The following is a 12,279-nucleotide window of genomic DNA, read 5'->3' as shown; positions in this document are numbered from 1 at the left end:
CGAGCGCTTGCGTGGGAGCGGGCTTGGCCCACGTTGATAGGCGTTGTTGAGGACTGAACCGTCTACCATCCTTCGCAAATGCTGCCCTAACTGCTCCAACTCAGGTGCTGTAACGTCCACGAGCGTTTGCGTGGGAGCGGGCTTGCCCCGCGATAACGGTGGCGGCTACAACGCATTGGTCGATCTGTCTGCACGCTGGTCGACCCACCGCTGAGCTTTCCGATACAATGCGTCACCGTGCCGACCATCGAGTCGGAAAGTTCAGACGAGGTGTTCCATGGATATCATCGAAACAATCAAAGAGCAGATTGCCAACAACACCATTCTGCTTTACATGAAAGGCTCGCCGAACGCCCCGCAGTGCGGCTTCTCGTCCCGTGCCTCGCAGGCCGTCATGCAGTGCGGCGAGAAGTTCGCCTACGTCGACATCCTGCAGAACCCAGAAATTCGCGCCAACCTGCCTAAGTACGCCAACTGGCCAACCTTCCCGCAACTGTGGGTAGCCGGTGAGCTGGTCGGCGGCAGCGACATCGTGCTCGAGATGTTCGAGAACGGTGAGCTGCAAACGCTGATCAAGGAAGCAGCCGCCAAGGCCAAGGCTTCCGAAGCCTGATACACATTGATGCCGGAGCGGTCACGCCGCTCTGGCAGATACGAAAAAGCCCCGCACTGGCGGGGCTTTTTCGTATCTGGGAGAAGATTATTCTTCGCCCATCTGCGATTGCAGGTAGTTCTCGATGCCGATCTTATCGATCAGGCTCAGCTGGGTTTCCAGCCAATCGATGTGTTCTTCCTCGGATTCGAGGATGTCTTCGAGCATTTCACGCGAGCCGAAGTCGCCGACCGTTTCGCAATGGGCGATGGCGGCTTTGAGGTCGGTCAGGCCTTTTTGCTCGATCTTCAGGTCACACTCAAGCATTTCCTTGGTGTGCTCGCCGATCAGCAATTTGCCCAGGTCTTGAACGTTTGGGATGCCTTCGAGGAAGAGAATACGCTTGATCAATTTGTCAGCGTGCTTCATCTCATCGATCGATTCCTTGTACTCGTGCTTGCCGAGCTTGTTCAGGCCCCAATCTTCGTACATGCGTGCGTGCAGGAAATACTGGTTGATCGCGACCAGCTCGTTTCCGAGGATCTTGTTGAGATGCTGGATGACGCTTACGTCGCCTTTCATGTCCGGGTTCCTGCCCTGTGAGGTATGCCAATACAGAGAAGTTTGAGCCCGACAACTACTGCTGTCAAACCTAAGTTATTGAATAATAAATGAAATTTAATCGGAATAAGAATGTTTGTGAACCGCGTTAGAACGCTAACTTATTGAATTACAGGCATAAAAAAACCGGACACGAGGTCCGGTTCTTCAAATTCGCTGGTATTTCACGCCGCATTAAATTCAACGGGGTAGGGCAGGGCGGCTTGCTGGCTGACCTGAAGGTCGGTCAGGGTCTCGCGGACCACCTGCTTGGCGAGGCAGGCACACTTGCCACATTGGCTGGCCACATTGGTGGCGGCTCGAACTTCCTTGTAGCTGCAGCATCCTTCGTAGATCGCATCGCGGATCTGTCCGTCGGTCACGCCGACACAAAGACACACATACATAGGGCTGACCATCGCGGGTTGAGTCGATGGATTGGAGCTTAATGGTAATGAGAATGCTTGTCAAAGTGCTTTCTGAAAGCACCCAGCTTGAGCGACCGGCGGTTGGATTCGGACTGTCACTCGAACCTGTGTATGATGGGCGGCCTTTGTTGGATGCCTGGCGCTGTCAGCGTGCGGGCAACGATTTTTCACCATCATCAGGAGTTAACGAATGAGCGTACTCGTTGGTAAACAAGCCCCCGACTTCACCGTTCCAGCTGTACTGGGCAACGGCGAAATCGTCGACAGCTTCAACCTGGCCTCGGCCATCAAGGGCAAGTACGGCCTGGTGTTCTTCTACCCGCTGGACTTCACCTTCGTCTGCCCGTCCGAGCTGATCGCTCTGGACAACCGCATCCCAGACTTCGCTGCCCGCGGCGTGGAAGTGATCGGCGTGTCGATCGACTCGCACTTCACTCACAACGCCTGGCGTAACACCCCGGTCAACAACGGCGGCATCGGCCAGGTCAAGTACACCCTGGCAGCTGACATCACCCACGAAATCTGCAAAGCCTACGACGTCGAGTCCGAAGGCGGCGTAGCTTTCCGTGGCGCCTTCCTGATCGACAAGAACGGCGTTGTTCGTTCGCAGATCGTCAACGACCTGCCGCTGGGCCGTAACATGGACGAGCTGCTGCGTCTGGTTGACGCCCTGCAATTCCACGAAGAGCACGGTGAAGTCTGCCCTGCCAACTGGAAAAAAGGCGACAAAGGCATGAACGCTTCGCCAGAAGGCGTTGCTGCCTACCTGAGCGAGAATGCTGGCAAGCTGTAAGCGCCACGCATAAAAAAAACCGGCCCAAGTGGCCGGTTTTTTTATGCGTGCTCAAAGCCCCATCGCGCAGCACGGCTACTGCCACTCTCGTAGTGAATACGTGGCAGCGGCCTGGCCCCGCGGTGCGGCCTTGGGATCAATCGTTGAAGTCGCGCCAGCCGCCCATCTCTTTCCAGCGGTTGACGATGCCGCAGAACAGCTCGGCGGTCTTCTCGGTGTCGTAACGGGCCGAATGCGCCTCACGACCATCGAAGTCGATGTCCGCGCTCTGGCAGGCCCGCGCCAGTACGGTCTGGCCATAGGCAAGGCCGGCCAGGGTGGCGGTGTCGAAGCTGGAGAACGGATGGAACGGGTTGCGCTTGAGGTCGTTGCGCGCCACTGCGGCGTTGAGAAAACCCAGGTCGAAGCTGCTGTTGTGACCAACCAGGATCGCCCGCTTGCAGCCGTTGGCCTTGAGCGCCTTGCGCACGCCACGGAAGATATCGGTCAACGCGCTTTCCTCACTCACGGCCATGCGCAGTGGGTGATCGAGCTTGATTCCGGTGAACTCCAAGGCGGCCGCTTCGATGTTGGCGCCTTCGAACGGCTCGACGCGGAAGAAATAGGTATGCTCCGGGAACAGGAAGCCCTTCTCATCCATGCCGATGGTAACTGCGGCGATCTCCAGCAGCGCGTCGGTGGCGCTGTTGAAGCCGCCAGTCTCGACATCCACCACTACTGGCAGGTAACCCCGGAAGCGCTCGGCCATCGGGTGGCGAGGACCGCCGGTTTGACCTTCCTGGTCGTCTTCGTACAGATCTTCGCTCACGCGTTTTCCTCCAGCAGGCGCCAGCGCAGTTTTTCACCGGCGCGCAGCGGAATCACAGTGTTGTCGCCAAACGGCAGGCTGCTTGGCGCAGTCCACTCTTCGCGGACCAGGGTAATGGTGTCGGTGTTCGCCGGCAGGCCGTAGAAGGCGGGGCCGTGCAGGCTGGCAAAGCCTTCGAGCTTGTCCAGCGCGTTGCGCTGCTCGAACGCCTCGGCGTACATCTCGATTGCTGCATAGGCGGTGTAGCAACCGGCGCAGCCACAGGCGGCTTCCTTGGCATGCTGGGCGTGCGGCGCCGAGTCGGTGCCGAGGAAGAACTTGGGATTGCCACTGGTAGCGGCGTCCAGCAGCGCCACCTGATGGGTGTTGCGCTTGAGGATCGGCAGGCAGTAGAAATGCGGGCGAATGCCGCCGACCAGCATGTGGTTGCGGTTGTACAACAGGTGCTGGGCAGTAATGGTCGCGCCGACGTTGGCAGGGGCCTCAGTGACGAACTGCGCAGCATCGGCCGTGGTGATGTGCTCGAACACCACCTTGAGCGTCGGGAAACGCTCGACCAGACGACGCATGTGCTCGTCGATGAAGCGTTTCTCGCGGTCGAACACGTCGATCTCGGCACGGGTCACTTCGCCGTGTACCAGCAATGGCATGCCGGTTTCGGCCAAGGCTTCGATAGCCGGGAAGATGTTATCGATGCTGGTCACGCCGGAATCGGAGTTGGTCGTGGCGCCAGCCGGGTAGAGCTTGGCGGCGTACACGAAGCCACTGGCCTTGGCCGCGCGGATGTCGTCAGGGCTGGTGCGGTCGGTGAGGTACAGCACCATCAGCGGCTCGAAGCGGCTGCCTGCCGGACGAGCAGCAAGGATGCGCTCGCGGTAGGCGCCAGCCTCGGCGGCGTCGCGCACCGGCGGGACCAGGTTGGGCATGATGATGGCACGGGCGAAGGTGCGCGCCACGTCACCAACGGTGTGGGGCAAGACGGCACCATCGCGCAGATGGATGTGCCAGTCGTCGGGACGCAGGAGGGTCAGGCGGTCGGACATTGGGAATTCCAGGCGGGTCGAACTCAAGGGTGAATGCTACCGGAAAACCCTTGCACGAGCACGGCTATCAAGTTTTCCGCCAGCCGACCGATAGCCTGCAGGTAAGCCGTCAGAATTTGTGGAGCCGCCCGTGCGCCAGCGTTACCTAGCCCTGTTCACTCTGTTTGCCAGCCTGCCGGCCGGTGCACTGACCTTCCAGACTCGGATGGAGAACATCGCCTGGACGGTCGAGGGTGACCAGTTCGAGTGCCGATTGGTCCAGCCGATCGAAGGCTTTGGCAGCGGCGAGTTCGTGCGGCGCGCCGGCGAGCAGCCGACCTTCCAGCTGCGTTCCAACAGCAACGTGTTGGGAGCGGGTTCGGCCACTTTGCTCGCTGCTGCAGCGCCCTGGCAGCCTGGGCGTGGCGATATCAACCTGGGCGCCGTGCGCATGGCGCGTACCGGCGTGCTGTTTACCTCGTCCCAGGGCCAGGCCAGCCGTCTGATCAATGGCCTGCTCGATGGACGCAGCACAGTGGTGCGCAACTACACCGGCGAAGGCGGCCGGGCCATGGAAGTGCGAGTACTGCCGGTAAGCTTCGCCAAGGCCTACAGCGATTATCAGGCGTGTGCCGGTAAGTTGCTGCCAATGAACTACGACCAGATTCGCCAGACCCAGGTCGGCTTCCCCACCGGGGTCGATCTGGACAGCAATGCCCGGGCGCGACTGGATGTGATCCTCGATTACCTCAAGGCAGACCCGTCGGTAAATCACATCGAGCTCAACGGCCACTCCGACAACAGCGGCAATCGCCTGACCAATCGGGAAAATTCGCGGCGCCGCGCCCTGGCGGTAGCTGACTACCTGAAGGCGCATGGCGTGCCCGAAGAGCAGATCACCGTGCGATTCCATGGCGAGCGGTATCCGCTGGCCAAGAACAACAGCGCCGCCAATCGTGCGCGTAACCGTCGGGTGAACATTGAGCTGGATCGGGTTGCACCGATTGAGAAACCGCTCGAGAAGCCTGTTGAGCAGGCACCTGCTGCGTCGGCTCCGACTTCAGCGCCCGCTGCTGCGCCTGCCGCCAAACAACTCTGATCGACATCCCAAGGGTCGCGACCAGACCATTGCTCAGGTTCAGCGCTGAACCTGAGCGCGCCGCAACTCCTGTAGGAGCGGGCTTGCCCGCGAAAGGGTCGCAAAGCGGCCCCCGCGCCTGTCACCGCTAAACTCGAATAACCACCACCTATTCACTAGTCGCGCCGTCGACAGTTCCTGTCGCTTTGTCGTCAGAAGCTGTCGCCCCACTGTAAATTTCTCACTGACGCCGGTAGAATCAATCGCTTTCCGTACAACCCCGTGGAGTGATGGCATGGCGGACGTAAATAAGGTCGTACTGGCGTATTCCGGCGGCCTTGATACTTCGGTGATTCTCAAGTGGCTGCAGGATACCTACAACTGCGAAGTGGTGACCTTCACCGCTGACCTGGGGCAGGGCGAGGAGGTCGAACCGGCCCGCGCCAAGGCTCAGGCGATGGGCGTGAAAGAAATCTACATCGACGACCTGCGCGAAGAATTCGTGCGTGACTTCGTATTCCCGATGTTCCGCGCCAACACCGTCTACGAAGGCGAGTACCTGCTGGGTACTTCCATCGCTCGTCCGCTGATTGCCAAGCGCTTGATCGAAATCGCCAACGAAACCGGCGCCGACGCTATCTCCCACGGCGCTACTGGTAAAGGCAACGACCAGGTGCGCTTCGAGCTGGGTGCCTATGCGCTCAAGCCTGGTGTCAAGGTCATCGCCCCATGGCGTGAGTGGGACTTGCTGTCCCGCGAAAAACTGATGGACTATGCCGAGAAGCACGGTATCCCGATCGAGCGCCACGGCAAGAAAAAATCGCCGTACTCGATGGACGCCAACCTGCTGCACATCTCCTACGAAGGCGGTGTCCTGGAAGATACCTGGACCGAGCACGAAGAAGACATGTGGCGTTGGAGCGTCTCGCCAGAGAACGCACCAGACCAGGCAACCTACATCGAGCTGACCTACCGCAATGGCGACATCGTTGCCATCGACGGCGTCGAGAAGTCCCCGGCTACCGTGCTGGCTGACCTGAACCGCATCGGCGGCGCCAACGGCATCGGTCGTCTGGACATAGTCGAAAACCGTTATGTCGGCATGAAGTCGCGTGGCTGCTACGAGACCCCAGGCGGCACCATTATGCTGCGCGCTCACCGCGCCATCGAGTCGATCACCCTCGACCGTGAAGTCGCTCACCTCAAAGATGAGCTGATGCCAAAATACGCCAGCCTGATCTACACCGGTTACTGGTGGAGCCCAGAGCGGGTCATGCTGCAGCAGATGATCGATGCGTCCCAGGTCAACGTCAATGGCGTGGTTCGCCTGAAGCTGTACAAGGGCAACGTCACTGTTGTTGGTCGCAAGTCGGACGATTCGCTGTTCGATGCCAACATCGCGACGTTCGAAGAAGACGGCGGCGCCTACAACCAGGCCGATGCTGCTGGCTTCATCAAGCTCAACGCCCTGCGTATGCGCATTGCCGCCAACAAGGGCCGCTCGCTGCTGTAATAGAGCGCGCGCTTTAAAAACCCGGCCTGGTGCCGGGTTTTTTGTGTCTATCAAAAGTCTGACAGTTCCTCGTCATCGGCGACCGGGCTGACGCTCAACCTGATGCGCATGCGCGTGTCCAGATTACACAGTGTCCAGGAGCGTGCCTGCGGGTAGCGATGTGTCAGGGTGCGCAGGATATGCGCTTCAATGAATTTCTGCGCTTCAGGACCAGACAACGCGATGGTTTTATTAATTGGGCTAGGCTGGTGAGGCTGCGGGGGTGGAGTATTCATCGTATAGGAATCAAAGTGCTTGTCTGCGGCCTCTTGTGGCGGGGGCTGATAGAGTGAGCGGTGATTGAAGTTCAACGTCAAAAAGAACAGCACCGTCAAAAAGAAAGGGAAACCGACCAGAAACCAGGTGTAGATCGTCTGGCTACTCTCACTGAGGAACGGCAGCGAAGCCAAGGCCGAGGCTTCAACGATGCCGGCAAAGATAGCAATGAGCGTCAATGGACCCAGGCCCTTTTCAATGTTCATGACTGCAGCCTTGCATTGGATGGTTCCATATGTACCTGTAATGACGTTTGAAAACAAAAGGAGCCTATTTCCAGGTGTAAGCGCTGTAACTGAGGTAGCGGTTATTCGACACCCATACCGCGTTGGAACGGGGCTTGGAATACTCAGGAACTCCAGTACAGTCGTGTTCGCCCGGGGCGTTACTTGTCCGCTTTCGTCTTATCAGCCTTAACGCAAATACAGCTGCTACGGACCCTAGTTGTTTTTGAGTGTGCGCATATTGTCGAACGCTCAGGGGGATTGTGCTCGCCTGGCGGAATTGCGGGAATTAATCATATCTACCGAAGCTGGCTAAACCCCTCAGGTAGGCATTGTAGGACTATTCCTTATTTCATGTAGTCCTCATCTTTGTGTGAGTTTATGGGGCACTTCATAGGCCCATTGAAGGTTCTCCTCGGTTATTGTTACGCCTGCAAAAAATAACGAATCAATGGATATCGCATGAATAAAGTGCTTATCGTGGATGATCATCCTGTTATCCGCCTGGCCGTGCGCATGCTGATGGAACGGCATGGCTATGAGGTGGTGGCGGAAACTGACAATGGTGTGGATGCCTTGCAACTGACGCGGGAGCATCTGCCCGACATCGTCGTGCTGGATATCGGCATCCCCAAACTGGATGGGCTCGAGGTCATTGCGCGGATGACCTTGGCCAGTCCTGGCAGTAAAGTGCTGGTACTCACCTCGCAGGCACCTGGGCATTTTTCCATGCGTTGCATGCAGGCTGGCGCCGCCGGATATGTGTGCAAACAACAAGAACTGACTGAACTGCTCAGTGCCATAAAGGCGGTGTTATCCGGTTACAGCTACTTTCCCAATCAGGCGTTGCACAAGACCCGTGGAAGTCTGAATAACGGTAGTGAGGTGGAAATGGTCGAGCGTCTATCGGCCAGGGAAATGATGGTGCTGCAGCAATTGGCGCGGGGTAAAAGCAACAAGGACATTGCCGATAGCATGTTCCTTAGTAACAAGACCGTCAGCACCTACAAAACACGTTTGCTACTCAAGCTCAACGCCCGCTCGTTGGTCGATCTGATCGAACTGGCACAGCGTCATGGCCTAGCCTGACCGAACAAACAAAGCCTAAGGCCAAGGATCCGCTGCGAGGCCCAATCGCAGGCTGCGCCAGCCCACACAGGGTTGGCTGTATGCCCCGGTTCTTCTGCTCGACCACAGCCTTGTGGGAGCTGGCGCAGCCTGCGATTGGGCTGCAAGCGCAGCCCCACCTACAGGCTTGCGTAGAGTAAAAAATCGATGCGCTACAAGTCGTAGTCGTAGTCGGACAGCTGGCGTTGCAGGCGGCGCTCCTCGAGCATGTTATCAATGGTGCGGCGTTTACTCAGGTTGGTCTTTGCGGTTTCCACTTGAGGCTCTGCTTCGTCTTCAGCGGAAGCGGTGAAATCATCGTCGATCGACAGCTCGTCTTTATCGGTGCTCATGAGTTACTCCAAGCCAAAGGGCCATTGGGCGTCCTTATAACGAGAAACTCGATCGCGGTAAAAAAGATTTTTTCAATCGTACGACGGTGTTTTCACCTATCGGCTCAATCATCGGAGGTCTTGTGCTTGTACTCGCACAGGTCCTCGATCCGACAGCTACCACAGCGCGGCTTGCGCGCCTGGCAGACATAGCGGCCGTGCAGGATCAGCCAGTGATGAGCATCGAGCAGGTAATCTTTGGGAACGAATTTCATCAGTTTCTTTTCCACTTCCAGCACGGTCTTGCCCGGTGCGATGCCCGTTCGATTGCTGACCCGAAAGATATGCGTGTCGACAGCCATCGCCGGTTGGCGGAAAGCGGTATTAAGCACCACATTAGCGGTCTTGCGGCCAACTCCGGGGAGTGCTTCGAGCGCCTCACGGGTTTGCGGCACCTCGCTGCCATGCACCTCAATCAACAAGCGACAGGTCTCGATAACGTTCTTGGCTTTGCTGTTGAACAGGCCGATGGTGCGGATGTACTCGCTCAAGCCTTCGACCCCCAGCGCATAGATCGCCTCAGGTGTATTGGCAACCGGATACAGGCGAGCAGTGGCCTTGTTGACCCCGACATCAGTGGCTTGGGCAGACAGAATCACCGCGATGAGCAGCTCGAAGGGCGTGGTGTAGGCCAGTTCAGTCTTCGGATCAGGATTGTCTTCGTGCAGCCTGCGAAAAATCTCCAGGCGTTTGGCAGCATTCATGGGGTCAACGAATTCCTTGACGACGTGAAGGGGCAGGCCCCGGACGCAGGCGATTGTACAAGGCAAGCAGCAGGCCGAGCAGTATCAATGCACCTGGAGCCAGATTGGCCAGGTACAGATCAGTGCTGCTCGTCAGCCACTGGCGCAGCGCACCGAGCAATAGGCCGGCTGTGACGAAACCACCTAGATGCAGGGCCAATGAGCGCCATCGTGCTTGCTGGGGTAATAGATGATCGGCTGCCAGGCATTGCACGCTGAGCAATAGCGGGTAGTGACCGAGCGCCAAGGCCAGCGGTAGTGCCCAGGCATGCAGGCTCATATGTAGGCAGCTGGTCAGTGCTGCGATCAGCAGGACGCTCGCCAGCAGGTAGAGATAGCCGCTGAGCTGCCGGCGCAAGGGCGTCAACAAGGCTTGATGCGAGACCATCAGCAGAACCGCACAGCCGCAGATTGCCGCCGCCTGGAGCAGTGAGCGGGTCGCGCCCAGCAAGGGCAGCAAACTGACGCTGAAAAACCACAATCTATTCATCAGGATTGCCTTCGATCAGGGCGGCGCGGTGTTCGTCGAAGTAGCGCAAGGCATCTTGCAAGGCATCAATCACCGCGCGAGAGGTAACCGTAGCCCCTGCCAGCTGATCGAAATCCCCCTGATCACGTTTGATCGCCCAGGCATCCGAGTGCGTGCGGCCGATAAATTGATCCAGCCAGCGCAGTGCTGGGTCGACCAGGCGATCACCCAGGCCAGGGCTTTCCTGCTGTTGCAAAACCTCAATGCCGAGCAGCCGCCCATTTGCAGCAATGGCAATAGCCAGCTCTATCGGTCCGGCATAGCCTTGAGTGCGGCTGCGTAACACCACTGCTACCGGTTTTGCCGACAGGGTGGCGCGAAAGCCTGCAAGTAGCTGGCTGTGGGCAAGTTGCGTATTTTCCAGGTGCAGTGGGGCCTGCAAAGGATCGTTGTCGTAGCTATCAGCCGGCAATACCGCCAGCCACTGACGGCTCTGCAACTCGCGCTGTGCGTGCTCGATGGGCTTCTCTGTGAGCTGCCACCAGGCCACCGTCACCGCCAGCGACAAACTGCCGACCAGTGTCAGCACCAAGGCCTGACGTGCCACGCTGTTCATGAAGTCGCCTGCTGCCGGCGCATCGCCAGACGCTCAAGGGACGGCACTGCAAGGTTCATCAGTAAAATGGCGAAGGCGCTGCCGTCAGGGTAGTTGCCCCAAGTCCTGATCAGATAGATCAACAACCCTGCACCAATGCCGAACAATAGCCGCGCCAGCGCAGGCTTGGGGCCGGACACGGGCTCGGTAGCGATAAAGAAGGCGGCCAGCATGGTCGAGCCGCTGAACAGGTGCAGCAGCGGTGAGCCATTGGAGTCGGAGCCCGAACCGTTCCAGCCTAGCAGGCTGAACACCAACAGCCCACCCAGTAGGCCCACTGGCGCGTGCCAGCTGAAGACCTTGCGCTGCAGCAAAAACAACCCACCGAGCAGAAACGCCAGGTTGACCCATTCGCCAGGGCTGCCGCCAATGCTGCCAAACCCAGGCTGCCTGGCAAACAGCTCTTCGACGGTCAAGCTGCGGTTGTGGCGCAGGCCATCGAGTGCGGTGGGCTGGGCCCAGGCATCGATGCTGGCGTTGCCAAACACCAGTTGCAGGCTTTCTGGTAATCCCGGTATTGGACCTGGCCAGTGGTTCATCTGCAGCGGGAAGCTCAAGAGCACGAAGGCGTAACCGACCATTGCCGGGTTGAACAGGTTGCGTCCAACTCCGCCAAAGGCTTGCTTGCCAATGCCAATGGCGACACTTGTGCCAAGTACTGGAAGCCACCACGGCGCATAGGGCGGTAAGGCTGCTGCCAGTAGCACTGCGGTGACCAAGGCGCTGCCATCGACTAGCGAAGGCAACAGCTGTTGCCCGCGCAGCTTTAGTAGCAAGGCTTCGCTGGCGCTGGCAGCGCAGGCGCACAAGATCAGATTGAACAGTACGCCCCAACCCTGTAGCCAGAGCAGTGCCAGCAGGCCCGGTACGCAGGCCAGCAGCACCAGCCCCATGGCCGTGCGCAGTCGTGGGTCAGGCGCCTGGGTCATGTTGTGAACAATCCATTGAGGCCGGAAAACGCCATGGTCATGACCCCGGCGGCCAACAACTCGATGGGCAGGCCGCGCAAGGTGACGGGCACGTCTTCATGCTGGCAGCGCTGGTGCAGGTCGTCGAACAAAGCCAGCGCCAGCCAAAATCCTAGCCCACCGGTCAGCCCCCAGCCTAGGGTCGTCACCCAGTCACTGCGCTCGGCGCTAAGCTGCAAGGCCAAGCCAAGGGCCGTTACATTCAAAAGCAATGCCGGGCGCATCTCTGCGATGGGCCATGCTGGCCTTAGGCGGGCAAGCAGGGTTGGCCAGCCCCAGGCAATACTTGCCAGCAGCGGCAGCAGCGTCAACAGTTCCAGGTTCTGTATCTGCAATGGTGTGAAGATGAGGCTTTCGAGCAGCTTCGCGCCGAGCAGCCCAAGTAGTATCAGCACTGCGCTGGAGAGGCCGAACGCATGCACTTGCAGGCGCGAGGCAGTGCCCTTGTGCAGGAACAGGTGATTGATCAGCGCAGCGCTGACCAGAACCAGGACGTAGTCGCTCATGAGAATGCCGAAAAACCGTGGGCTGCACTGAGTATATCCGGCACTAGGGCGGGGAATGAAAAAGCC

Annotated in this window: 16 protein-coding genes; 5 read left to right on the top strand and 11 right to left on the bottom strand. The window is 58.7% G+C overall.

What is annotated here, in order from left to right:
* The first annotated feature begins 277 nt into the window (after positions 1 to 277).
* Positions 278 to 613, top strand: coding sequence for a Grx4 family monothiol glutaredoxin (gene grxD, locus ACF8K2_RS09560; protein WP_312151734.1), 336 nt, complete (start codon positions 278 to 280; stop codon positions 611 to 613).
* A gap of 87 nt (positions 614 to 700) precedes the next feature.
* On the opposite strand, the gene bfr is transcribed toward grxD, so the two are convergent.
* Positions 701 to 1,174, bottom strand: coding sequence for a bacterioferritin (gene bfr / locus ACF8K2_RS09555; RefSeq protein WP_186556206.1), 474 nt, complete (start codon positions 1,172 to 1,174; stop codon positions 701 to 703).
* 203 nt (positions 1,175 to 1,377) lie between these two features.
* The gene (locus ACF8K2_RS09550; protein WP_186556207.1) at positions 1,378 to 1,599 is read right to left on the bottom strand and encodes a bacterioferritin-associated ferredoxin; all 222 of its coding nucleotides are present in this window, start codon (positions 1,597 to 1,599) and stop codon (positions 1,378 to 1,380) included.
* A gap of 211 nt (positions 1,600 to 1,810) precedes the next feature.
* Here ACF8K2_RS09550 and ACF8K2_RS09545 point away from each other — a divergent pair, with 211 nt between their 5' ends.
* The gene (locus ACF8K2_RS09545; RefSeq protein ID WP_112897608.1) at positions 1,811 to 2,413 is read left to right on the top strand and encodes a peroxiredoxin; all 603 of its coding nucleotides are present in this window, start codon (positions 1,811 to 1,813) and stop codon (positions 2,411 to 2,413) included.
* 136 nt (positions 2,414 to 2,549) lie between these two features.
* Here the strand turns inward: ACF8K2_RS09545 and rnt are convergent, their stop codons facing one another.
* On the bottom strand, positions 2,550 to 3,161 hold the full coding sequence (gene rnt / locus ACF8K2_RS09540; RefSeq protein ID WP_189661901.1) for a ribonuclease T: 612 nt from the start codon (positions 3,159 to 3,161) through the stop codon (positions 2,550 to 2,552).
* A gap of 56 nt (positions 3,162 to 3,217) precedes the next feature.
* The gene (gene pyrC, locus ACF8K2_RS09535) at positions 3,218 to 4,264 is read right to left on the bottom strand and encodes a dihydroorotase (protein ID WP_264236330.1); all 1,047 of its coding nucleotides are present in this window, start codon (positions 4,262 to 4,264) and stop codon (positions 3,218 to 3,220) included.
* Between the two features lie 130 nt (positions 4,265 to 4,394).
* Here pyrC and ACF8K2_RS09530 point away from each other — a divergent pair, with 130 nt between their 5' ends.
* Both ACF8K2_RS09530 and ACF8K2_RS09525 read left to right on the top strand, forming a co-directional pair.
* Positions 4,395 to 5,342, top strand: coding sequence for an OmpA family protein (locus ACF8K2_RS09530; RefSeq protein WP_392464545.1), 948 nt, complete (start codon positions 4,395 to 4,397; stop codon positions 5,340 to 5,342).
* Positions 5,343 to 5,616: 274 nt separating this feature from the next.
* Entirely contained in the window at positions 5,617 to 6,834 is a 1,218-nt protein-coding gene (locus ACF8K2_RS09525; RefSeq protein WP_027594196.1) for an argininosuccinate synthase, read from the top strand.
* A 50-nt stretch (positions 6,835 to 6,884) separates the two neighbouring features.
* Here the strand turns inward: ACF8K2_RS09525 and ACF8K2_RS09520 are convergent, their stop codons facing one another.
* Positions 6,885 to 7,355, bottom strand: a complete 471-nt coding sequence (locus ACF8K2_RS09520) for a hypothetical protein (RefSeq protein ID WP_392464544.1) — start codon at positions 7,353 to 7,355, stop codon at positions 6,885 to 6,887.
* Between the two features lie 480 nt (positions 7,356 to 7,835).
* Here ACF8K2_RS09520 and ACF8K2_RS09515 point away from each other — a divergent pair, with 480 nt between their 5' ends.
* Positions 7,836 to 8,462, top strand: coding sequence for a response regulator transcription factor (locus ACF8K2_RS09515; RefSeq protein ID WP_186556212.1), 627 nt, complete (start codon positions 7,836 to 7,838; stop codon positions 8,460 to 8,462).
* Between the two features lie 191 nt (positions 8,463 to 8,653).
* Here ACF8K2_RS09515 and ACF8K2_RS09510 read toward each other — a convergent pair whose 3' ends face one another.
* From ACF8K2_RS09510 to ACF8K2_RS09485, 6 genes are all read right to left on the bottom strand, one after another.
* Positions 8,654 to 8,833: a PA3496 family putative envelope integrity protein gene (locus ACF8K2_RS09510; RefSeq protein ID WP_392464541.1), complete on the bottom strand. Its 180-nt coding sequence runs from the start codon at positions 8,831 to 8,833 to the stop codon at positions 8,654 to 8,656.
* A gap of 104 nt (positions 8,834 to 8,937) precedes the next feature.
* A complete protein-coding gene (gene nth / locus ACF8K2_RS09505) occupies positions 8,938 to 9,576 on the bottom strand; it encodes an endonuclease III (RefSeq protein ID WP_392464540.1) in 639 nt (212 codons plus the stop codon).
* A gap of 4 nt (positions 9,577 to 9,580) precedes the next feature.
* Positions 9,581 to 10,105 carry an Rnf-Nqr domain containing protein gene (locus tag ACF8K2_RS09500; RefSeq protein WP_392464538.1) on the bottom strand — a complete coding sequence of 175 codons (525 nt, stop codon included), beginning with the start codon at positions 10,103 to 10,105 and terminating at the stop codon, positions 9,581 to 9,583.
* The gene (locus tag ACF8K2_RS09495; RefSeq protein WP_392464537.1) at positions 10,098 to 10,700 is read right to left on the bottom strand and encodes an RnfABCDGE type electron transport complex subunit G; all 603 of its coding nucleotides are present in this window, start codon (positions 10,698 to 10,700) and stop codon (positions 10,098 to 10,100) included. Before ACF8K2_RS09495 ends, ACF8K2_RS09500 begins: the two co-directional genes overlap by 8 nt.
* Positions 10,697 to 11,668 carry an RnfABCDGE type electron transport complex subunit D gene (locus tag ACF8K2_RS09490; protein WP_392464536.1) on the bottom strand — a complete coding sequence of 324 codons (972 nt, stop codon included), beginning with the start codon at positions 11,666 to 11,668 and terminating at the stop codon, positions 10,697 to 10,699. Before ACF8K2_RS09490 ends, ACF8K2_RS09495 begins: the two co-directional genes overlap by 4 nt.
* The gene (locus ACF8K2_RS09485; RefSeq protein WP_392464534.1) at positions 11,665 to 12,213 is read right to left on the bottom strand and encodes an Rnf-Nqr domain containing protein; all 549 of its coding nucleotides are present in this window, start codon (positions 12,211 to 12,213) and stop codon (positions 11,665 to 11,667) included. The genes ACF8K2_RS09490 and ACF8K2_RS09485 overlap by 4 nt, the downstream gene beginning before the upstream one ends.
* Positions 12,214 to 12,279 lie beyond the last annotated feature (66 nt).

The sequence above is a fragment of the Pseudomonas sp. xss_2 genome (assembly GCF_043104195.1).
In the GTDB taxonomy this organism is placed as follows: Bacteria; Pseudomonadota; Gammaproteobacteria; order Pseudomonadales; family Pseudomonadaceae; genus Aquipseudomonas; species Aquipseudomonas urmiensis.
The sequence above is the reverse complement of the archived record's forward strand: the minus strand, read 5'-3'. Positions and strand labels throughout refer to the sequence as shown.

What these genes read in the sequence shown, in the direction of transcription:
- grxD (WP_312151734.1), top strand. Translation starts at nt 278, where the DNA reads ATGGATATCATCGAAACAATCAAAGAGCAGATTGCCAACAACACCATT.
- bfr (WP_186556206.1), bottom strand. Translation starts at nt 1,174, where the DNA reads ATGAAAGGCGACGTAAGCGTCATCCAGCATCTCAACAAGATCCTCGGA.
- ACF8K2_RS09550 (WP_186556207.1), bottom strand. Translation starts at nt 1,599, where the DNA reads ATGTATGTGTGTCTTTGTGTCGGCGTGACCGACGGACAGATCCGCGAT.
- ACF8K2_RS09545 (WP_112897608.1), top strand. Translation starts at nt 1,811, where the DNA reads ATGAGCGTACTCGTTGGTAAACAAGCCCCCGACTTCACCGTTCCAGCT.
- rnt (WP_189661901.1), bottom strand. Translation starts at nt 3,161, where the DNA reads ATGGCCGAGCGCTTCCGGGGTTACCTGCCAGTAGTGGTGGATGTCGAG.
- pyrC (WP_264236330.1), bottom strand. Translation starts at nt 4,264, where the DNA reads ATGTCCGACCGCCTGACCCTCCTGCGTCCCGACGACTGGCACATCCAT.
- ACF8K2_RS09525 (WP_027594196.1), top strand. Translation starts at nt 5,617, where the DNA reads ATGGCGGACGTAAATAAGGTCGTACTGGCGTATTCCGGCGGCCTTGAT.
- ACF8K2_RS09520 (WP_392464544.1), bottom strand. Translation starts at nt 7,355, where the DNA reads ATGAACATTGAAAAGGGCCTGGGTCCATTGACGCTCATTGCTATCTTT.
- ACF8K2_RS09515 (WP_186556212.1), top strand. Translation starts at nt 7,836, where the DNA reads ATGAATAAAGTGCTTATCGTGGATGATCATCCTGTTATCCGCCTGGCC.
- ACF8K2_RS09510 (WP_392464541.1), bottom strand. Translation starts at nt 8,833, where the DNA reads ATGAGCACCGATAAAGACGAGCTGTCGATCGACGATGATTTCACCGCT.
- nth (WP_392464540.1), bottom strand. Translation starts at nt 9,576, where the DNA reads ATGAATGCTGCCAAACGCCTGGAGATTTTTCGCAGGCTGCACGAAGAC.
- ACF8K2_RS09500 (WP_392464538.1), bottom strand. Translation starts at nt 10,105, where the DNA reads ATGAATAGATTGTGGTTTTTCAGCGTCAGTTTGCTGCCCTTGCTGGGC.
- ACF8K2_RS09495 (WP_392464537.1), bottom strand. Translation starts at nt 10,700, where the DNA reads ATGAACAGCGTGGCACGTCAGGCCTTGGTGCTGACACTGGTCGGCAGT.
- ACF8K2_RS09490 (WP_392464536.1), bottom strand. Translation starts at nt 11,668, where the DNA reads ATGACCCAGGCGCCTGACCCACGACTGCGCACGGCCATGGGGCTGGTG.
- ACF8K2_RS09485 (WP_392464534.1), bottom strand. Translation starts at nt 12,213, where the DNA reads ATGAGCGACTACGTCCTGGTTCTGGTCAGCGCTGCGCTGATCAATCAC.